20 protein-coding genes are annotated in these 19,577 nt (G+C 69.9%); 4 read left to right on the plus strand and 16 right to left on the minus strand.

Annotated elements, in window-relative coordinates; genetic code table 11:
- Positions 1-154: 154 nt before the first annotated feature.
- The 5 genes from ABFX50_RS21780 to ABFX50_RS21800 all read right to left on the minus strand — a co-directional run bounded on the left by ABFX50_RS21780 (position 155) and on the right by ABFX50_RS21800 (position 2,850).
- Positions 155-964: an ABC transporter ATP-binding protein gene (locus tag ABFX50_RS21780; RefSeq protein ID WP_346149038.1), complete on the minus strand. Its 810-nt coding sequence runs from the start codon at positions 962-964 to the stop codon at positions 155-157.
- 23 nt (positions 965-987) lie between these two features.
- Positions 988-1,356, minus strand: coding sequence for a hypothetical protein (locus ABFX50_RS21785; RefSeq protein ID WP_346149040.1), 369 nt, complete (start codon positions 1,354-1,356; stop codon positions 988-990).
- Positions 1,357-1,781: 425 nt separating this feature from the next.
- On the minus strand, positions 1,782-2,204 hold the full coding sequence (locus ABFX50_RS21790; RefSeq protein ID WP_346149041.1) for an SHOCT-like domain-containing protein: 423 nt from the start codon (positions 2,202-2,204) through the stop codon (positions 1,782-1,784).
- A gap of 11 nt (positions 2,205-2,215) precedes the next feature.
- On the minus strand, positions 2,216-2,473 hold the full coding sequence (locus tag ABFX50_RS21795; protein WP_346149043.1) for a hypothetical protein: 258 nt from the start codon (positions 2,471-2,473) through the stop codon (positions 2,216-2,218).
- Positions 2,473-2,850 (minus strand): DUF2089 domain-containing protein, encoded by a 378-nt coding sequence (locus tag ABFX50_RS21800; protein ID WP_221241452.1) that lies wholly within the window; start codon positions 2,848-2,850, stop codon positions 2,473-2,475. The genes ABFX50_RS21795 and ABFX50_RS21800 overlap by 1 nt, the downstream gene beginning before the upstream one ends.
- 299 nt (positions 2,851-3,149) lie before the next feature.
- Between ABFX50_RS21800 and ABFX50_RS21805 the strand changes: the two genes are divergently transcribed.
- Positions 3,150-4,034, plus strand: a complete 885-nt coding sequence (locus ABFX50_RS21805) for a TIGR03619 family F420-dependent LLM class oxidoreductase (protein ID WP_346149046.1) — start codon at positions 3,150-3,152, stop codon at positions 4,032-4,034.
- A 193-nt stretch (positions 4,035-4,227) separates the two neighbouring features.
- On the opposite strand, the gene ABFX50_RS21810 is transcribed toward ABFX50_RS21805, so the two are convergent.
- The 3 genes from ABFX50_RS21810 to murQ are packed head-to-tail and all read right to left on the minus strand — an operon-like array spanning position 4,228 to position 8,127.
- A complete protein-coding gene (locus tag ABFX50_RS21810) occupies positions 4,228-6,138 on the minus strand; it encodes a S9 family peptidase (protein ID WP_346149048.1) in 1,911 nt (636 codons plus the stop codon).
- Positions 6,135-7,235, minus strand: a complete 1,101-nt coding sequence (locus ABFX50_RS21815) for a serine hydrolase domain-containing protein (protein ID WP_346149050.1) — start codon at positions 7,233-7,235, stop codon at positions 6,135-6,137. Before ABFX50_RS21815 ends, ABFX50_RS21810 begins: the two co-directional genes overlap by 4 nt.
- Complete coding sequence (murQ, locus tag ABFX50_RS21820; protein ID WP_346149052.1) at positions 7,225-8,127, minus strand: N-acetylmuramic acid 6-phosphate etherase; 903 nt, start codon at positions 8,125-8,127, stop codon at positions 7,225-7,227. Before murQ ends, ABFX50_RS21815 begins: the two co-directional genes overlap by 11 nt.
- 48 nt (positions 8,128-8,175) lie before the next feature.
- Here murQ and ABFX50_RS21825 point away from each other — a divergent pair, with 48 nt between their 5' ends.
- Entirely contained in the window at positions 8,176-9,255 is a 1,080-nt protein-coding gene (locus tag ABFX50_RS21825) for an exo-beta-N-acetylmuramidase NamZ family protein (protein ID WP_346149054.1), read from the plus strand.
- Positions 9,256-9,257: 2 nt separating this feature from the next.
- On the opposite strand, the gene ABFX50_RS21830 is transcribed toward ABFX50_RS21825, so the two are convergent.
- From ABFX50_RS21830 to ABFX50_RS21860, 7 genes are all read right to left on the minus strand, one after another.
- Positions 9,258-10,091 carry a GNAT family N-acetyltransferase gene (locus ABFX50_RS21830; protein ID WP_346149056.1) on the minus strand — a complete coding sequence of 278 codons (834 nt, stop codon included), beginning with the start codon at positions 10,089-10,091 and terminating at the stop codon, positions 9,258-9,260.
- Entirely contained in the window at positions 10,088-11,086 is a 999-nt protein-coding gene (locus tag ABFX50_RS21835) for an ABC transporter ATP-binding protein (RefSeq protein WP_183659578.1), read from the minus strand. Before ABFX50_RS21835 ends, ABFX50_RS21830 begins: the two co-directional genes overlap by 4 nt.
- On the minus strand, positions 11,083-12,069 hold the full coding sequence (locus tag ABFX50_RS21840; RefSeq protein ID WP_346149059.1) for an ABC transporter ATP-binding protein: 987 nt from the start codon (positions 12,067-12,069) through the stop codon (positions 11,083-11,085). The genes ABFX50_RS21835 and ABFX50_RS21840 overlap by 4 nt, the downstream gene beginning before the upstream one ends.
- Positions 12,070-12,072: 3 nt before the next feature.
- Entirely contained in the window at positions 12,073-12,966 is an 894-nt protein-coding gene (locus tag ABFX50_RS21845; protein WP_346149061.1) for an ABC transporter permease, read from the minus strand.
- 64 nt (positions 12,967-13,030) lie between these two features.
- A complete protein-coding gene (locus ABFX50_RS21850; RefSeq protein WP_183659580.1) occupies positions 13,031-14,038 on the minus strand; it encodes an ABC transporter permease in 1,008 nt (335 codons plus the stop codon).
- Between the two features lie 5 nt (positions 14,039-14,043).
- Positions 14,044-15,870: an ABC transporter substrate-binding protein gene (locus ABFX50_RS21855; RefSeq protein WP_346149063.1), complete on the minus strand. Its 1,827-nt coding sequence runs from the start codon at positions 15,868-15,870 to the stop codon at positions 14,044-14,046.
- Between the two features lie 318 nt (positions 15,871-16,188).
- Positions 16,189-16,947: an aminotransferase class IV gene (locus tag ABFX50_RS21860; RefSeq protein WP_346149064.1), complete on the minus strand. Its 759-nt coding sequence runs from the start codon at positions 16,945-16,947 to the stop codon at positions 16,189-16,191.
- A gap of 63 nt (positions 16,948-17,010) precedes the next feature.
- Between ABFX50_RS21860 and ABFX50_RS21865 the strand changes: the two genes are divergently transcribed.
- Positions 17,011-17,442, plus strand: a complete 432-nt coding sequence (locus ABFX50_RS21865) for a nuclear transport factor 2 family protein (RefSeq protein ID WP_346149066.1) — start codon at positions 17,011-17,013, stop codon at positions 17,440-17,442.
- Between the two features lie 79 nt (positions 17,443-17,521).
- Here ABFX50_RS21865 and ABFX50_RS21870 read toward each other — a convergent pair whose 3' ends face one another.
- Positions 17,522-18,733 (minus strand): M20 metallopeptidase family protein, encoded by a 1,212-nt coding sequence (locus ABFX50_RS21870; RefSeq protein WP_346149068.1) that lies wholly within the window; start codon positions 18,731-18,733, stop codon positions 17,522-17,524.
- Positions 18,734-18,795: 62 nt separating this feature from the next.
- On the opposite strand from ABFX50_RS21870, the gene ABFX50_RS21875 reads away from it, so the two are divergent.
- Complete coding sequence (locus ABFX50_RS21875) at positions 18,796-19,575, plus strand: HAD-IIA family hydrolase (RefSeq protein ID WP_183659585.1); 780 nt, start codon at positions 18,796-18,798, stop codon at positions 19,573-19,575.
- The last annotated feature ends 2 nt before the right edge of the window (positions 19,576-19,577 follow it).

The raw sequence follows: 19,577 nt of genomic DNA on the forward strand, positions 1-19,577 counted from the left end.
GACCCTGTCTTGATCGCACCGCCGAACACGTAGACGAACATCAGCATCATGGCGATCGGCATGATCGCGGTCGTGATGATGGTGTCCGGGCTGCGCGTGATGTGGCGCAGGGATCGTCCCAGCAGGACGGTGGTGTCGCCGAAGAAATGCTTGGTCATCGGTGTTCCTTACTCGTTCGTGCCGACGTCGCGTCCTTGCTGTTGGCGCCGACGAGCGTGAGGAAGACGTCCTCGAGGGTCGGCTGCTTCTCGACGTATTCGACCTGGGCGGGCGGCAGCAGCTGCTTGAGCTCCGTGAGGGTGCCGTTCACGATGATCCGGCCCTCGTGCAGGATCGCGATCCGGTCGGCGAGCTGCTCGGCCTCGTCCAGGTACTGCGTGGTCAGCAGCACCGTCGTGCCGTTCGTGGCGAGCTCCTTGACGGCCTGCCACACCTCGATGCGCGCCTGGGGGTCGAGCCCGGTCGTGGGCTCGTCGAGGAAGATGACCGGCGGGTCGCCGATGAGGCTCATCGCGATGTCGAGGCGGCGGCGCATGCCACCCGAATACGTCGAGACCTTCCGCGCGCCCGCGTCGGTCAGTGAGAAACGGGCGAGCAGGTCATCGGCGATCTTGCCTGGATCCTTGAGGTGCCGCAGCCGGGCGACCAGCACGAGGTTCTCCCGCCCGCTGAGGATCTCGTCGACGGCGGCGAACTGTCCCGTCAGGCTGATCGACTCCCGCACCTCCGCCGGGTGCGTGGTGACGTCGAAGCCGTGGACGCTCGCCGTGCCCGCGTCGGCCTTGAGCAGCGTGGACAGGATCTTCACGACCGTGGTCTTGCCGGCCCCGTTCGAGCCGAGCAGGGCGAAGATGCTGCCCCGCGCCACGTCGAAGTCCACGCCGCGCAGCACCTGCAGCTCCTTGTACGACTTCTGCAGGCCCTGCACGTGGATCACAGGCCCTCGGACCTTGTTGGCTGTCATTCAGATGTCCGTTCTCTGTTTCGTCACGACTTGTCGCTTGTGACGCGATCGATGGTGTTCCTGACCCTGCGGGTGATTCGTGAGAAACGCTTCGGTGAACTCGACAGGGGCCTGCCCGGCGACTTCGTGGATCGGGGGGTTCCGTCCACCGCGCTCCGCTCGAACAGAGCGGCGAGATCCTCCAGCGTCGACAGCAGGCTGTCCGCCTTGTCCGGTGGGCCGAGGAACCGCAGGTACCGCTGCAGCGCATCGGTCGTCGTGTGAGAGGTGGTGGGAAGCCGCTGCTCGCGCGCCTTGCATGGCCGATCGCACCGCTTGTCCTCGATCGGCCCGGCGACCGTCTCCGGGTACCGGCAGTAGCGCCGCTCCGGCTCGCTCGGCCCTACGGCCATGAATGCTCGCCTCGATCGCGGAGCTGTGCGAGCCGTTCGGTGAAGCTCCAGGTCCTCCGGAACTCGTCGAGATACTCCCGCCCGTGTGGGTTCAGGGAGTACACCTCGCCACGCATGAGAGCTCGAGGTGGTCGTCGCGGTGAGCGTGCCGTGCGCGTGGTCGGCGAGGTGTCGCCGCCGGCCGAGTTCACCCGCAGGTCGCCGGTGGCCTCGCCGGTTCGGAGTCATCCGCCGGAGTTCTTTGATTGGCCCGCAGGCGCCGATCGTGCGGACGCGGACCTAGCCGCTGCCGGTGTGGAGGTCGACCGGGCGGTGTCGCTGAGCGGCTGAAGTTCAGGTTGGCAGTTCAATCGTGCTCTGCTGTAGCGGGCGCGGCCTCGGGGGGCGTTCCAGCACCCTCCCGGTGGTCCGTCCCAGTGGACGGCCTACTCGCAGAAGACACGCAGGTGGCCATCGGGCTGCTCGAGCTCCACGATCGTCTCGTCGAGGTGCTCCACGAGCGCCTCGAGGTGTTCGGGCTTGAGCTGCGTGAGGTCGAACGGCACGCCCGACTTGCTCAACTCGGCGTTGGCCCGATCCAGTGCCTGCGGCGGGATAAGGGCCGCCAGCTGTACGCCGGCCCGCAGCAGTTGCAGCGGCACCCGCACGTTGAGCCGCCCCGACTCGCCCTCATCGAGGAACTCCATCATCACCCTCAGGTACTTCGCCCTGGCTTTCGGTCGGGCGGCGGGACTGGCCGCCGTCGGCGACTGGGCTCGTTCGAGCGCGGCGATGAGCTGCTCCGCCTCCTCTGCGGTGATCTTGCCCTCGGCCAGCATGTCGAGGATGTTCTTACGCTCTTCATTCATCGGAACCTCTCCTATCGGATGGCTACGAGCACGGCTGTACGGCTGAACTCGAGGTCGACCCGGGTGCCGGGCAACGCGGAGACGATGCGCCAGCCGGTGCCCAGTGCACGCACCACATCGATGCGGAACACGTGGCAGGCCACGGCCGCTCCCAGGACGGCCAGGACCACGACCGGTGAGAACACGAGCACCACGGGGAGCAGCGGGACCCAGACCCGGATGGGACGACGGTCGGGGCGTTTGACCCGTACGGTCAGCAACTGCGGCATCACGTGCGCCCCTCCAGTTCGGACAAGGCCTGCTGTGCGGTGATCTCGCCGCGGCGCAACCGATCGATGACGTCGGCCCGCGACGGCGCCGGATCGGTCTCGACGAAGTCGAGCATCTGCGTGATCCGCTTCAGTCGCGATTTGATCGTCGGGTAGCTCACCCCGAAGATCCGCTCCATCTCCTTGATGGAGCCGTGGCACCGTACGAACGCCGTGACGAAGACCTGATCCTCGACGTTGAGCTGAGCCAGTTGCGGCAGCTCGAACTCACCCTCGATCGCGACGCCGCTGCCAGTCAGACGCACCCGCTCGACGACGAACGGCTGGCCCCGGGTCAGGTTCGTGAGTTCCTGCCAGTCCATCGCCTGATCTCTCATGTTTCAAGTTATACCCGTCTAGCTCTTAACTTTCAATAAGATGATCTTGATTTTCTTAAGTTGGCATCCCTGGTGAGCGAGATGACGGAAGCGGCGTCGCAGGCCCGGAGCTCCCGCTGTGGAGCGGTGGTGCCGTCGTCGGACGTCCCCCGCAGGGTTTCTGTGCCTCGGTACTCCCGCATCACCGCCTTCCACCGCGGCGGCTCCTCGGGGAGGGATCTCGCTGCGCCCTGTCTCTCACCGTCCGCCCGTCCGCGGGACCGGAGGGCGGTGGGGAGGGTGTTCTAGGGTGGCGGTCTATGAGGATCGGATTTGCCGCCCCCGTGTCCGGGCCCTGGGCCACTCGCGACAACCTGCGCAGGATCGCCACGCGCGCCGAGGAGCTGGGGTACCAGGAGCTCTGGACCTTCCAGCGTCTTCTCTACCCGGAGAGCCATCCGATGGGGCCGACCTATCGCAGCGTGCACGATCCCCTCGTCACCCTGGCCTATCTGGCCGGCGTCACAGAGAGCATCAGGCTCGGCGTGGCCGTGGTGAACATCTTCGAACCGCCCGTGCTGGTGGCCAAGCAGGTCGCGACTCTCCAGGAGGTCTCGGGTGGGAGGGTGACGTTCGGGCTGGGGCTCGGGTGGTTGCCCGAGGAGTTCGAGGCCATGGGGGTCGACTTCGCCAAGCGCGGCCGGAGGGGCGAGGAGTTCGTCGAGGTGCTGCGCGCGTGCTGGGGTGAGGAGGTCGTCCGGCATGAGGGGGAGTTCTACCGGGTCCCTGCCTCCCATCTGGACCCCAAGCCGTCGCCGGTGCCGCCGCTGCTGCTGGGCGGTGGAGCAGAGGTGGCGCTCAGGAGAGCGGGACGGCTGGGCGACGGCTGGGTGAGCGCCAGCAGGGAGGATCTCTCTGGCATCGCCGAGAAAATCTACACTGTAAAGGCGGCGGCCAGTGAGGCGGGACGCGATCCCGAGGCGTTGAGGTTCGTGTGCAGAGGCGTCACCAGGGTGAGTGATGCCATCGATGGGCCGCCGCTGAGCGGGCCGTACGCGAAGATCAGGCAGGATGTGGCGGCGCTGGCCGAGCAAGGGGTGACGGAGGTGTTCCACGATCTGAACTTCGACCCCGCGATCGTGACCGCGGATCCCGACGAGGCCATGCGCAGGGCTGAGGAGGCGCTCGAAGCGCTGGCTCCCTGACGCCGTGGCGAGCGCCGCGAGCCGCGGGCGTTCATGAGAGGCCCACGAGGCTCCGGCATGGCCGCCAGGTCCGAACGCGCCTCGCGCACCATGGTCATGGGTGGCCATCGCAGGCCGCGTGGAGTGCATGCTCGCCGGCGCAGGCGAGCATGCGCTCACTGGGGTGGAGCCCGTCCCGGACGGGCGGCGGGGGCTACGTCGTGGGGAGGTGGCGGTTCCACCAGTCGAGGATGGCCTCGAAGCGGGCCACTCGGTGGCTGGGCAGGCCTGAGCGGGACATCTCGTGTCCCTCACCGGGGAACAGCAGCAGCTCCGTCTCGACCCCTCGCAGCTTCAGCGCGACGAAGAGCCGCTGGGCCTGCTCCACAGGGCAGCGCCAGTCGTTCTCCGAGTGGATGATCAGGAACGGCATCCCGATCCGGTGCGCGTGGCTGAGCGGGCTCAGGTCGCGCCAGCGCTCGGGGTCGGGGCCGTAGAGGTCGTGGGCGAAGGACCAGCCGATGTCGCTGGAGCCGTGGAAGCTGTCGATCGCGTTGACGGCCCGCTCGCTGATCGCCGCCTTGAACCGGTCGCCGTGATGGGCGGCCAGCCAGGTGGTCATGTAGCCGCCGTGCGAGCCGCCCAGGACGCCCACGCGGTCGGCGTCCAGGCCGCCGGTGGCCAGGGCGGCGTCGAGGAGGGCGAGCAGGTCGACGGCCGAGACGTTGCCGACGTCGCCGATGACGGCGGCGCCGTGGGCCTGGCCGTACCCGGAGGAGCCGCGCGGGTTGCCCATGACGACGGCGTATCCGGCGGCGGCGTAGACCTGGGCCTCGTCGAACAGGTGCCAGCCGTACTGGGTGAAGGGGCCGCCGTGGATCATCAGCAGCGTGGGGTGCGGGCCCTCGCCCGTGGGGCGGACCACCCAGCCGTGGACGGGGTGGCCGTCGGGGGCGGTGGTGGTGATCTCCTCCAGGGGGAGGGGGGTGAGGGCGGAGAAGGCGGTGGGGGTGCTCTCCTTGCCGTCGCGCAGCACGACGAGCTCGCCTGCGCTGTTCTGGTCGGCGACGGTGGCGACGATGGTGCCCCCGGCGTGGGCGGGCGCGAAGACCTCGCGCCGGCCCGCGATGAGGACCGTGGGCTCGCCCCCGTCGTACGGCACGAGCAGCAGGTCGGAGGCCCCGCGGTTCTCCGAGGGGAACAGCACGCCGTCCGCCGTGGGGACGATGGTGCCTTTGCCGGCCAGATGGTACGGCTCGGCGGCGGTGAGGCGGCGGGGGGCGGCGGAGCCGTCGGCGGGCACGGAGAAGACGCCGTGGTGCCTGGCGATCAGGGTGCGGCCTTCCGGTCCTGGCTCGGCGGCGACGAAGCAGATGGTCTCGCCGTCGGGGGTGAAGCGGGGCAGGCCGACCGAGAGGGTGGTGTCGGTGACCCTGCGCAGGCCGGTGCCGTCGGGCGCGCACGTCCACACGTCGGAGTAGTGGTCGAACCCGCGGCCGTCGTGGCGGGCCGCGGCGAAGGTCAGCCGCGCGCCGTCGGGGCTCCACGCGGGTTCGTCGTGGTCGTGGTCTCCCTCGGTCACCTGGACGGCGGGCGAGGGGGAGGTGCGGGAGGCGAACGGGTCGACGACGAAGACGTGGGACCTGCGGTCGGTGTAGAAGCCGAGGTTGTCCAGGCGGTACTTCAGCCCGGTGATGCGGCGGGGGCGCTCTTTTTCCGGCTTGGTGTCGCCGTACCTGCCCTCCTCGGGCACGCGGGCGACGAAGGCGAGCTGCCGCGAGTCGGGGCTCCACGTGGGCTTGCCCGCGCCGAGGGGCTGGTCGGTGACGCGCCAAGGCTCGCCGCCCGCGGTGGGCATGACGTGCAGCTGAGGCTTGCCGCCGTTCTCCGCGCGGGTGAAGGCGAGCCACCTGCCGTCGGGGGAGTAGGCGGGCTCGGCGTCGCGGCGGCCGCCGGTGAGCTGGCGGGGCTCGCCCGAGCCGTCGGTGGGGACCAGCCAGAGCTCGCCGCGGTACTCGTCGGCGTCGAGGTCGGGCCGGGTCACGGCGACGACCGCCTGCGTGCCCTCGGGGGACACGCTCGGGGTGCCGAGAGTGTGCAAAAGGGAAATATCGCGGGGTTTCATGGCCGAAACACTATCTGTAGCGCCTCGGCAGCGACGGCATGGCGAAGTTCTCTGATGCCCGGACGTCCGCGGACCGGGTGGACGGCGTTGGTCAGCAGGACGACGGTCAGCCGGCGGGCGCGGTCGACGAGCAGGGAGGTGCCGGTGAAGCCGGAGTGCCCGAAGGCGTCGGTGAGCGGGCCGACGACGGCGGGGTCGCCGATGCGGACGCCGAGGCCGTGGCGGAAGGGCGCGTTCTTGACGTCGTGGTCGCGGGTCATCTCGTCGGTGAGGGGCAGGTGTCCGAGGCGCAGGGCCTCGCCGTAGCGGAGCACGTCGTCGGCGGTGGAGAAGACGCCCGCGTGGCCGGCGACGCCGCCGAGGGAGTGGGCGGTCTCGTCGTGCACCTCGCCGATGGCCCTGTGGCACTCGGTCTTGGCGATGCGGGAGACGTCCGCGGGCGCGTGTCCCTGCCCTGCGGAGACCTGGGACTCTCGGGAAGGGCCCGTGGCTGCCGAAAGGGGCGGCGGGGCGGTGTCCTCCAGGAACGGGAGGCGGCGGTAGGCGGTGTCGGTGAGGCCGAGCGGTTCCGTCACGCGGGCACGGACCAGTTCGTCCAGTGGCGCCGCTCCGGCGATCTCCGCGATCCGTCCCACCGTCACCATGCCGACGTCGGTGTACAGGTAGGGACCGCCGACGGGCGAGGTGATCGGGGTGGCGAGGATGGTGTCCATGCGCGCGGCGGGCGGCACGTGGTCCACCCGGTGGGTCGGCTGCAGGCCGGCCGTGTGGGTGAGCAGGTGGCGCAGGGTGATGTGCGGGCGGTCGGCGTAGAAGGCGGGCAGCCAGGTGGCCACCGGCGCGTCCAGGTCGAGCCTGCCCTCGGCCACCAGTGACAGGATCACCGAGGTGGTGAACAGCTTGCTGATGGAGGCCAGGTCGAAGACGGAGTCGCGGCGGGCGGGTGGGCGCACGGGCGCGAGCGTCCCGTCGGGGTCGGTGTAGCGGACCAGCTCGCCTGCGGCCTCGGCGGCCACCACCTCGCCGTCCACGGCGATCACCGCGACGGCGGCGGGCACGACCGAGGGGACGGTGGCGGACAGGACGTCAGCGAGCATGCCGTACCTCGCCGAGCCGGGAGCCGTGCGACTCCAGCAGGGTTCGCGCCCCGTCGGCGTCGACGCCGTGCTCGATCATCACCACCGCGATCTTCGCCTGGCCGCCCGCCGCCTCCAGCGTCTCGCGGGCGGTCTCGGCGGAGACGCCGGTGATGTCGCTGACCATGCGGGCGGCGCGCCCTGCGAGCTTCGCGTTCATCGCCGACATCTCGATCATGTTGTTCCCGTAGGTGCGGCCCAGCCTGATCATCGAGATCGTGGAGATCATGTTCAGCACCAGCTTCTGCGCGGTGCCCGCCTTGAGCCTGGTCGAGCCGGTCACCACCTCGGGCCCGACGACCACCTCGATGGCGTGGCCCGCCGCTGCCGACAGCGGCGTCCTGTGGTTGCACGACAGCGCCACGGTCAGCGCGCCCCGCCTGCCGGCCTCGGCGAGCGCGCCCAGCACGAAGGGCGCCCTGCCGCTGGCCGAGATGCCCACGACGGAGTCGAGCGCGCCGACGCCGCGCTCGGCGAGGGCCTCCTCGCCCGCGGAGGTGTCGTCCTCCGCGCCCTCCACCGACCTGGTCAGCGCGGGCAGTCCGCCGGCGATCACGCCCTGCACGAGGGAGGGGTCGGTGCCGAAGGTGGGCGGGCACTCCGAGGCGTCGAGGACGGCCAAGCGGCCCGAGGTGCCCGCGCCGACGTAGAGCAGCCGTCCTCCCGCCGCCATGCGGGCCGAGATCGCGTCGATCGCCGCGGTGATGGCGGGCAGGACGGCGCCGACCGCGGTGGGAACCGTGGCGTCGGCCTGGTTCATCAACTGGGCGATCTCCGAGGTCGGCAGCCGGTCGATCTGGCTGTAGCGCGGATCGCTCTGCTCCGTGGACAGCTCGGGGAGTGGATCAATCATGACGCTAATTTCCACCTTTGGCATCTCGTATGCAAATAAGCTTCAGCTATGTCTTACGTACGCACCGGAGCCGAACGGCTGGCCGCGGATCCCGGTCTGGTCAAGGGCGGCAGAATCGGCCTGATCACCAACCAGACGGGAGTCCTGAGAGACCTGACCCCCACGCCCACGGCGCTGCGGAACCTCGCCGCGCTCTTCAGCCCCGAGCACGGCGTGCGCGGCACCGTCCAGGACGGCGCCAGCGAGGGCTCGGGCGAGAGCTTCGGCCTGCCCGTCCACGACACCTACCTCAAGGAGGGCGCCGAGCTGGACGGGCTGGTGGCCGCCTCGGGGGTGGACACGCTGGTGTTCGACCTGTTCGACGTGGGAGCCAGGTTCTACACCTACGTCTGGACGATGAAGGACCTGATGGGGTCGGCCAAGCGGCTCGGTCTGCCCTTCGTCGTGCTGGACAGGCCCAACCCGATCGGCGGGACGGTCGCCGAGGGGCCGCTGCTCGACCCGGCCTTCGCCAGCTTCGTGGGCGGGGCGCCGATCCCCAACAGGCACGGGCTGACGGTGGGCGAGCTGGCGCTCTCCCTCGACCCCGGCGTCGAGGTGATCAGGGCGGAGGGGTGGCGCAGGGATCTGCCGTTCGCCGCGACCGGGCTGCCGTGGGTGATGCCCTCGGTCAACATGCCCACGCTCGACACGGCGCTGGTCTATCCGGGCACCGGTTTGTTCGAGGGCACCAACCTGTCGGAGGGGCGCGGCACCACCAGGCCGTTCGAGCTGGTCGGGGCGCCCTATCTGGACGACAGGTTCGCCCCCTCGCTCAACGCCCTCGACCTGCCAGGGGTGCGTTTCCGGGACCTGTGGTTCATGCCGATGTTCAGCAAGCACGCGGGCACGGCCGTCCGGGGGGTGCAGTTGCACGTCACCGACGCGCGGACGTTCAGGCCCGTGCTGACGGCGGTGTCGATGATGTATCTGGCCCGTACGCAGCATCCCGAGGAGTTCGCGACCACCCCGTTCCTCGACAAGCTCTGGGGCTCCGACACGCTCGCGCGCTGCCTGGAGGCTGGAGGGGACCCGCGCGAACTGTGCCCGGAGCCCGCCACCCCCGAGGGCGGGCTCCTGTACGCGTGACCTCAACGCAGATCGCGCCGGTAGAGCCAGAAGACCCGCTCTACCCGTGCGCCCACGGCGCGCGAGTAGAAGCGGAGCGGGCCCACCCAGCCGATCTGCGCCTCGGACAGCCCCGCGGCGTGCTGCTCGGCCAGGCAGCGGCGCAGCAGCACGCCGCCGAGGCCGAGCCCGCGCGCCGCGGGCGAGGTGCCCATCGGGCCGAACCAGCCGGGCCTGGCGCCCCAGGCGGCGAACGCGACGATCTGGCCGTCGCGCCTGGCGTAGTGCAGTCCTGTGGCGCTGCTCGCCTCCCATGCCCAGCGCTCGTTCCACTCCTTCTCGACGAAGGCGGCGACCTCCCTGCGGTCCTGGTCGCCGGCCTTGTGGAGCGTGACGCCCTGCCGTACGGGCGGCTCCTCGGCGGGGGGCGGCAGCGGGGCCGTCATGTTCCACGCGACGTGGTAGCGCTCGTATCCCGCGCTCTCGGCCAGGCAGGCGGCGGCCGTGTATCGCACGTCGATGCCCGGCCACGCGTAGGCGGGCGGGTTGCCCGCGAAGCGCGCCTGCGTCGCCCCCTCGGCACGCAGCCACTCCTCCGCGGCGCGCAGCAGCTCGCGTCCGCGCCCCTTGCCCTGATGGGCGGGGTGTACGGCCAGCAGGTCGATGTGCCCGACCGTGGGATCGCGCTCGGCCAGCGAGGCCATGACGAAGCCGCCCTCGGTGGCCAGCGCCGTCCACCGCCGGGTCTGCGGCGGCGCGGCCAGCCGTGCGACCAGCGCGGGGGCCTCGTCCGCGTCGAGGGTGAGGGCCGCTCTGGCGATCTCGCCCAGCGCGGGCAGCTCGGCCGCGGTGATCACACGCGCCCCAGGTGGGTGGCGACGACGTCGCGCGACTTGGGATGGAAGCACGCGTGCTCCTGCGGGACGCCCTCGGTCAGCCCGAGCACGGGACGGCCCGTCTCGCACTCCTCGGTCCTGAACGGGCAGCGCCTGGCGAACAGGCACCCGGCGTCCTCGTGGCCGGCGTCCAGCGCCTCGGTCGGCACCACAGGCTCGGGTCCCGGCTCCTCCAGGCCGTGCAGCACGGGGATGGCCGACAGCAGCGACTGGGTGTAGGGGTGCACGGGGTCGGAGATGATCGTGTCGACCGAGCCGCGCTCGATGACCTGGCCGCGGTAGATGACGTACAGCTCGCCGTCGTCGCCGATGTAGCGCGCGGTGGCCACGTCGTGGGTGATGAACAGCACGCTCACGCCGAGGCGTTCGCGCAGGTCCTTCAGCAGCGCCAGGATACCGAGCCGGAGCGAGACGTCGATCATGGAGGTGGCCTCGTCGGCGACGAGCATCTCGGGGTCGACCGTGAGGGCGCGGGCGATGACCACGCGCTGGCGCATGCCGCCGGACAGCTGGTGCGGGTAGCGGCCGATCACGCTGGCGGGGTCGAGGCCGACCAGGCCGAGGACCTCGTGCGCGCGCTCGTCGATCCACGACTTGGGCCTGCGCGTCTGCTTGGCGCGCAGCTCCAGCGGGGCCCGCAGCGTCTGGTGGATGGTGCGGGTGGGGTTCAGGGCCGAGTAGGGGTCCTGGTGGATCATCTGGACCTTGCGGAAGAGCCGGTCCTTCGGCGAGGTCACGCTGACGCCGTCGATGGTGATCTCGCCGGTGTCGTAGGTCTCCAGGCCGGCGATGATCCTGCCGAGCGTGGTCTTGCCGCACCCCGACTCGCCGATGAAGGAGGCGGCCCCGCCCTTGGGGATCTGGAAGTCCACCCCGCGCAGCGCCTGCACCGTACGGCCCGCCAGCACGCTTCCGCGCTGCTTGAAGGTCTTGGTGATGCCCTTGCCGCTGATCATGCGTGCTCCTTCACCTTGACCGCGTGGCAGGCGATGATCCGGTCCCCGTGGGGGATGGCCTCGGGGTCGACGGTGTCGCACACGTCCATGCGCAGCGGGCAGCGCTCCCTGAACACGCACCCCTCCTTCGGCACGGTGGTCAGCGTCGGCGGCCTTCCCGGCAGCGCCTGCGCCTGGTTGATGTCACCCGTCAGGCGCGGGATGGCCCTGATCAGGCCGCGCGTGTAGGGGTGCTGCGGGTCGGCGAGCACCTCGCGGGTGGGGCCCTGCTCGACGATGCGGCCGCCGTACATGACCGCGAGGCGGTCGGCGACCTCGGCGACCACGCCGATGTCATGGGTGATGATCATGGTGGTCAGCCCGCGCTCGGCGTGCACCTCGCGGATGATCCGCAGGATCGTCGCCTGGGTGATCATGTCGAGCGCGGTCGTCGGCTCGTCGAGCACGACCAGGTGGGCGTTGAGCACCAGCGCCAGCATGATGCCGACGCGCTGGCGCATGCCGCCGGACAGCTCGTGCTGGTGGGAGTCGAGCACCCGCGCGCCGTCCAGGCCCATGCGGCCCAGCAGCTCCTTGGCCTCCCTCACCAGTCCGCGCAGATCCTCGACGCCGTGCGAGCGGCCCAGGTCGAGCAGCTGCTTGCCGACGGTCTTGAGCGGGTTGAGCGAGTTCTGGGCGGCCTGGAAGACGTAGCCGATGTGGGCGCCCCTGGCCTTGCGCAGCTGCTCGCCCTGGAAGGACACCACGTCGCCGAGGTCGTCGATCTCGACGCTGCCTGCGCTGATGCGTCCGGGCGGTTGCACCGCGTTGAGCAGCGAGAAGGCCAGCGTGGACTTGCCCGAGCCCGACTCGCCGACGATGCCGGTGATCGTGCCCGCCGCCAGCTCCATGCTGACATCCCGTACGGCGGGCAGCTCGCCCGCCGGGGTCTTGTAGACGACCGTGAGGCCGTCGATGCGCACTCCCGGCGCTTGTTTCGCCACTTCCTACTCCTCGCGCAGCCGGGGGTTGAAGATCTCGTCCATGGCGTCCACCACCAGCACGATCCCCAGCGTGAGCAGCAGGATCGCCAGCAGCGGCGCCAGCAGGTAGCCGAGAGCGGTCGGTGTGATCATGGCGCCGGCCTGGAAGACGGCGAGGTTCAGCATCACGCCCCAGTTGTCCGACTCGTAGGGGAGCACGCCCAGGAAGAACAGGCCGACCTGCGCGTAGACGGCGCCGGTCACCGCGATGAGCATGTTCATCGCGATGTAGGGCGCCATGCTGGGCAGCAGTTCCTTGCCGATGATGTGCGTCGTGGACAGGCCGAGCCCGCGCGCCGCCTCGATGAAGCCGCGCTCGCGCAGGGAAAGCGTCTGCGCGCGGACGGCTCGGGCCACCCCGCCCCAGCCGAGCAGGCCGAGCACCAGCCCCATCTGGACGGGGTTGCCGAACTTCCACACCGTCGCCAGCACCAGCAGCAGCGGCAGACCGGGGATGGTGAGCTTCATGTCGGTGATCCGCATGAGCACCGTGTCCCAGCGGCCGCGCTTGAAGCCCGAGTACAGGCCGAGCGCGGTGCCGAGGACCACCGTGATGAGCGCGGTCACCGCGGCGCTGAGCAGCACGTAGCGCGAGCCGGTGATGACCAGCGCGAGCACGTCCCTGCCCTGCGGGTCGGTGCCGAACCAGTGCTCCCAGCTGGGCGGCTGGGTGATGGCGTCGGGGTTGTCGGGCAACTGGGCGGGGAAGAACATCGGCCCGAAGACGCCCATGAACGCGAAGCCGAGAATGATGACGACCCCGACCATGCGGCTGGGCTTGCGCTTCATGACGCGCCAGACGCCGTTCCAGAAGTTGCGGCGAATGGTCGCCGAGGTGCTCTCCAGCACGATGCTCATGGGACCTCCTTCGTCGGCCCCATGAGCGAGCCGCTGTGTCTCATTGTTCGTTCGCTTCGCTCACTCACGAGGCCTCCTCCCCGCTGCGGACCCGTGGGTCGATCACGGTGTAGAACAGGTCGGCCACGATGTTGGCCACGATGACCGACACGGTGATCAGCAGGAACGCGCCGCCCATGAGGGCGTAGTCGCGCAGGGTGATGCTGTCGATGAGCAGCAGGCCGAGCCCCGGATAGTTGAAGATCTTCTCGATGAAGACGGCGCCGCCGAGCAGCAGCCCCAGCGAGAGCGCGAGGATCGTGAACAGCGGCAGGATCGCGTTGCGGGCGATGTAGCGGAAGATGATCGAGCGCTTCATCCCGCGCAGTTCGGCGGCCAGGATGAAGTCATCGCCGAGGACCGTCACGACGCTCGACTTCATGGCCAGGATCCAGCCGCCGTAGGCCGACAGCGCGTAGGTCGCCACCGGCAGGACGGCGTGTTCGGCCAGAGAGCCGAGGTATCCGGCGTTGAAGCCCGGCTCGAACAGGATGTCCACCGGCCCGTCGTGAGGCAGGATCGGGATCAGCGTCGCGAAGATGACGACCAGCAGCATCGCCAGCACGTACTGCGGGATGCCGTGCAGCAGCGAGCCGGAGATGGCCAGGGCGTCGCCCAGCTTGCCGGTGCGCTTGATCGCGGCGTACACGCCCAGGATCACACCCACCAGGAAGCTGAGCAGGGTGCCGAGCAGCACCGGTAGAACGGTCCACTTGGCCGCGTCGGTGAGGACGTCGAGGACGGGCGTGCCAGGCCTGGTGACCGAGACGCCGAGGTCGAAGCGGAGCAGGCCGCTCATGTAGTCGACGTACTGCTCGCCCATGGATCCCGACGGCAGGAACCCGTACATCACCTTGGTGGCCTGCATCGCCGCCTCCGGCGACATGCCGCCCTCGACGAGCTTCTCGTAACGGGCGGCGACCGGGTCGCCGGGGATGTTGTTGACGATGAAGAAGCTGATCGTGGCGACCACGAGGATCATGACGAACCCGCGGGCCAGGTGGCCCGCGAGTCGGCGTGCGATAACCGTCATGGGCGCTACTGCTTCGCCTTGACCAGACCCTGCTGGATCCAGACACCCGAGGGAAGGACGCCGGTTCCCAGACGCAGGACCTCGTCGTCGTGGGGCCAGCCGGTGAAGCGGCTGTTGTTGACGAACTGGTTGTTGATGTAGTCCCACAGCTGGATGACCGGGAGGTCCTGGTTGGCGGCCATGGCCAGCTGGCTCATGATCGGCTTGGCCTCGTCGGGGCCCACCGAGTTCAGCTTGGCGGTGAGCTCGCCGGGGTTGATCTTGGCGCCGTCGACCTCGATCTCCTCGGGGCTGCCCATCCAGTTGCCGGACTTGCCCGCGGGGGAGTGCTTGATCTTGCCGCCGACGTTGGCCCAGCCGTTGGAGACGCCGTAGAGGCGCTGGAAGATGTCGTAGGGCGCGGGGCCGAGCGCGATCAGCCAGAAGCCGACGTCGTACTTACCGGCCGCCAGCTCCTCGAGGTAGACCGGGTAGTCGGCGGTGGTCACGACCTCCGCGTCGATGCCGGCCTTGATGAGCTGGCTCTTGATGTTCTCCTGGGCCGACAGCCAGTCGGAGAAGCCGGCGGGCGCGTGCATGGAGACCTTCCACGGCGTGCCGTCGGCCAGGGTCCACTTGCCGTCCTTCTTGGTCAGGCCCGCGGTCTTGAACTCCTCCTCGGCCTTGGCCAGGTCGGCCTTGTACGGCTCCAGCTTGGGCAGCGTGTCGGGGATCCAGGCGGCGGCGGCCTTCTGGTGGATGCCGCTCGTGGTGGTCGCAGGGGTGCCGCCCTCGGGCGAGGCGACCTTGGTGACCTGCTCGCGGTCGATGAGGTAGGCCAGGCCACGGCGCACGTGCACGTTGTCGTACGGCTTCTTGCTCTGGTTGAAGGCCATGCTCACGGCCACGGGGGAGTAGCCCTTGATGACCTCGCTGCCCGGCGCGGCCTTGATCCGGTTCATCACGTCGGTCGGAGCGGCGACGAAGCCGGAGTGGTCGAGCTTGCCCTGGGTGAGGTAGTTCCAGATCTGCTCGTTGCCGGTGTAGTTGAGGAACTTCACCTGCGAGGGGGCCACGTTGGCGGCGTTGAAGAAGTGCTTGTTCTTGACCAGCAGCGCCTCGCCGGGGTTGACCCTCTCCAGCACGAAGGGGCCGCCGGCGACGTCCTTCGGCGGCGCGAAGGCGATCACCTTCTGGCCGAGCGCGGTGATCTCCTCGCGGGCCTTCTCCGCCTCGGGACCGTCACCGCGGGCGGTCTTGATCGTGTCCCAGATGGTGGCCGGCACCGCGCTGCTCCACACGTGGGAGGGCAGCACCGTGGTGTCGAGCACGCCGCGCGCGAACTTGGGGCTGGGGTTGGCGGGGTCCTGCGTGATCTTGATGGTCTTGTCGTCGACGACCGTGACCTCGGCCGCCGCGCCCGCCGCGCCGGGGGTGACCGCGAAGGCGGTGCTGCCCTGGGTGTAGGCGAGGGCGATGGAGAGCTTCACGTCCTCGGCGGTGACCGGCTTGCCGTCGGACCACTTGGCGTTCGGCTGCAGCTTGAGCGTGATGGCGGAGTTGTCCGGCTCGATCTCCCAGCTGGCGGCCATGCCCGGCAGCGCCTTGTTGGGGTCGGTCAGGTGGTTGACGACCCACCCGATCTTCATCGTCGTGTAGCCGGGGAAGGCGTTGCCCTTGGGGTTGTAAGGGTTGGCCGGCGCGCTCGCGTCGATGCCGGGCCTGTTCACGTCGATCGTGGTGAAGAGGCCGCCACTGGCGCTCCCACCGCCCGCGGGCTTGTTGTCGGTGCTGCTGCACGCTGTCGCCGTGGCGAGACCGAGCAGCGCCACTACGGCTGCTAGTCGCTTCATGTACCGCTCCGTGGGGGGCTTATCGATGGGTCCGGATAGATCGGGGATTGTCCGGACCCTATGGTCAGCCCGCGGATGCGTCAATAATCTCCAGAGGTTGTGAGGTGAATGTAACTTTCCTTCATCGCACGTCACGCTGGAGAAAGGCTGTCACAGGGGGGTGGGGTCGGACGGCGTGCCGGGGCGCGCAGGGACCTGCGTAGTGTATCCGCTGGTCAGCCGGTGTCGAAGAGCCCGTTGACCCGCGTGTTGGCGGCTTTCGGCGCCGCTGTGATGGTGCCGGTGCAGACGAGGAAGTGCGCTGTCGGGTGCCTGCCGCTAGATCGTCTCCCAGGGCTCGTCGGCGTAGAGCCCGAGCAGGCGGGCGGCGAAGGCGCCGTCGAGCGGCAGCGGCGCGTCCTCCAGTCTGCCCACCATGACCACGCCGTGGGAGTTGGTGAGGAAGACCGACTCGAAGGAGGGCAGGTCGCCGATCGCGACGGGGCGGCGCTCCTGCGGGATGCCTGCGGCCCGCAGGCGCCGCTCCATCACCTGCATGGTGACGCCGTGCAGCATCGGCGCGTCCGGCCAGATCACCGCGGCGCCGTCGAAGCAGCCCACGTTGGTGATCGTGCCCTCGGACACCAGCCCCTCCGCCGTGGTGAACAGCGCCTCGTCGAAGCCCCGCGCCCGGGCGCGCGCGCCGTAGTAGCCCTGGGCGAAGCCGCCGGTGTGCTTGATGTGCGGCAGGAAGCGCTGGTGGACGACGGACGTGACGGTCCTGGGCGAGGTGGCGGCCTCCTGGGGCGGCCGCACGGTGACGAACAGGTGCAGCCTGTCGGCCTCCAGCACGTGGACCCGCACGCTGGCGTCGTCGATGTCGTCGCCGAGCGCGGTCCTGATCGAGTCGAGGACCGACCCGGTGTCGAGCCCGGCGTCGTAGAGTTCGAGGTTGGCCGCTTCGAGACGGGCCAGGTGCAGCTCGAGCCCCCTGGTGCGGCGACCGCGCACCTGCATGGCGGTGAAGTGCCCGTTGCGGGCGAGCATGGGCAGGGTGGCGTCGGGCCCGGCGATCCTGCCGTCGATGACCGTGATCACGTGTCCAGGCTACGTTCGCCGCCAGGGGATGCGAAGGTAGCAAGCGTTTGGTTTGATCTGGCCATGGACGAACGTGAGGTGGCCGACCGGCTCGAGATCACCGGGCTGCTGGCCCGCTACACCAGGGCGATCGACACGGGCCGGTGGGAGGTTCTCTCGGAGGTGTTCACCCCCGACGCGGTGATCGACTACCGGGCGGCGGGCGGGATCGCCGGAGGGCTCGAGGAGGTGCGGGCCTGGCTGGCCGAGGTGCTGGCGCACTGGCCTGGAAGGCTGCACCTGGTCGGCGCGCCGGTGATCGACTTCGCGGACGGCGAGGCCGTGGTCGTCGCGCCGTTCACCGACACGCTCTCGCCCTCCAGGGAGATGGTCGGCGCGGACGCCAAGGGGCTGTGCCAGGGCGGCGGGTGGTACCGCCACCGCATGGTCCGCACGCCGTCGGGATGGCGCAGCAGGGAGCTGGTCGAGGAGCAGGCCTGGCGGACCATCGGGTGAGCCGGCCTCCGCGTGACCAGGCCCGCCCCGCACGCCCGGGTGGCGTGATGGACGGGCCCTGGCCGGTGACCTCGGTGGGCTATAGGGGGCCTGCCGCCGTACCCGCGGAGAGCCTGGACAGCGCGAGAGAGGCGTACAGGGCGGCGCCGTCCGGCAGGACGGCGTCGTCGAACTGGGCCTCCGGCGAGTGGTTGTACGGCGCGTCGGCGGGGTCGCGGTCGCTCGGGCACGCGCCGAGGAAGATGAAGGCCCCTGGGACGTCCTCCAGCACGTAGGAGAAGTCCTCCGAGCCCGTGACCGGCTGGGGGGCGACGAAGAAGCGGCCGGGGCCGAACAGTTCGTCGATGGTCCTGCCGGCGAAGGCGGCCTCGTCAGGGGCGTTGACCGTGACCGGGTAGCCCATGCCGAACGAGGCCTCCACGCTCAGACCGTGCGCCGCCGCGATGCCCTCGACCAGCTGCACGGCGCGCTGCTTGACGCGGGCCCTGTTGTCCTTGCTGAAGGTCCTGATCGTGGCGGAGAAGCGGGCGTCGTCGGGGATGACGTTGTCGACGGTCCCGGCGTGGAAGCTGCCCACGGTCACCACGACGGGGTCGAACACGTCGAAGGTCCTGGTCACCATCGTCTGCAGGGCTGTGACCATCTCGCAGGCGGCGGGGACGGGGTCCAGGGCGCGGTGCGGGCTGGAGCCGTGGCCGCCGCGGCCCTTCACGTGCACGTCGAGCGTGTCGGCGGCGGCCATGATCGGGCCGCCGCGCGAGGCGAACACCCCCGGCGGCAGCATGGCCGAGACGACGTGCATGCCGTAGGCGGCCACGGCGCGCGAGCCCGCGGCGTCCAGGACGCCCTCCTCGATCATGTACTTGGCGCCCTCGTAGCCCTCCTCGCCGGGCTGGAACATGAACACCACGTCCCCGGCCAGCTCCTCGCGCCGCGCCGCGAGCAGATGCGCGGCGCCCGCGAGCATCGCGGTGTGCAGGTCGTGGCCGCAGGCGTGCATCCTGCCCTCGTGCGAGGAGATGTAGGGCAGGCTGTTGCGCTCGGCCACGGGCAGCGCGTCCATGTCGCCGCGCAGCAGGACGGCGGGCCCCGGCCTGCCACCCCGCAGCACCGCGGTGACCGAGCTGAGCGACTCTCCCGTGCTGATCTCCAGCGGCAGGCCGTCCAGCGCGGCCAGCACCTTCTCCTGCGTGATGGGCAGGTTGAGGCCGATCTCCGGGGTCGTGTGAAGCGAGTGGCGGAGCTGCACGAGCTCGTCCCGCATGTCCTGCGCGGATTCAAGAAGCGACATGCACCACATTCTTCATGTGTCCGCTATGAGCAGGACAAGTGGCTCTTTGTAGGATCGGGAGGATGACTGAGCGTAAGCCCATCCAGAGCTGGCTGTCGGACATGGACGGCGTCCTCGTGCACGAGGGGCACCCCGTCGCCGGGGCCGACGTGTTCATCAAGCGCCTGCGCGACTCGGGCAAGAGCTTCAGAGTGCTCACGAACAACTCGATCTACACCCCTCGCGACCTCGCCGTACGGCTGCGCGCCGCGGGCCTGGAGGTGCCGGAGGAGTCCATCTTCACCTCCGCCCTCGCCACCGCCCGCTTCCTCGACGACCAGCGCCCCGGCGGCTCGGCCTACGTGATCGGCGAGGCCGGGCTGACGACCGCGCTGCACGAGGTCGGCTACGTGCTCACCGACCTCGACCCCGACTACGTGGTGCTCGGCGAGACCAGGACCTACAGCTTCACCCAGATCACCAGGGCGATCAGGCTCATCGAGGGCGGCGCGCGGTTCATCGCCACCAATCCCGACCCCGTGGGTCCCTCGAACGAGGGCTCGCTGCCCGCCTGCGGCGCCGTGGCCGCGATGATCACCAAGGCGACGGGCGTCGAGCCGTACTTCGTCGGCAAGCCCAACCCCATGATGATGCGCCACGCGATCAACGCCATCGACGGACACAGCGAGAGCACCGCGATGATCGGCGACCGCATGGACACCGACATCGTCTGCGGCATGGAGGCCGGCCTCTACACGATCCTGGTGCTCACCGGCGTGACCCAGCGAGGCCAGATCGACCGTTTCCCCTTCAGGCCCTCGCGGGTGGTCGAGTCCGTCGCCGACCTGATCGACCTGGTCTGACG

Source organism: Nonomuraea recticatena (assembly GCF_039533245.1).
Classification (GTDB): Bacteria; Actinomycetota; Actinomycetes; order Streptosporangiales; family Streptosporangiaceae; genus Nonomuraea; species Nonomuraea roseola.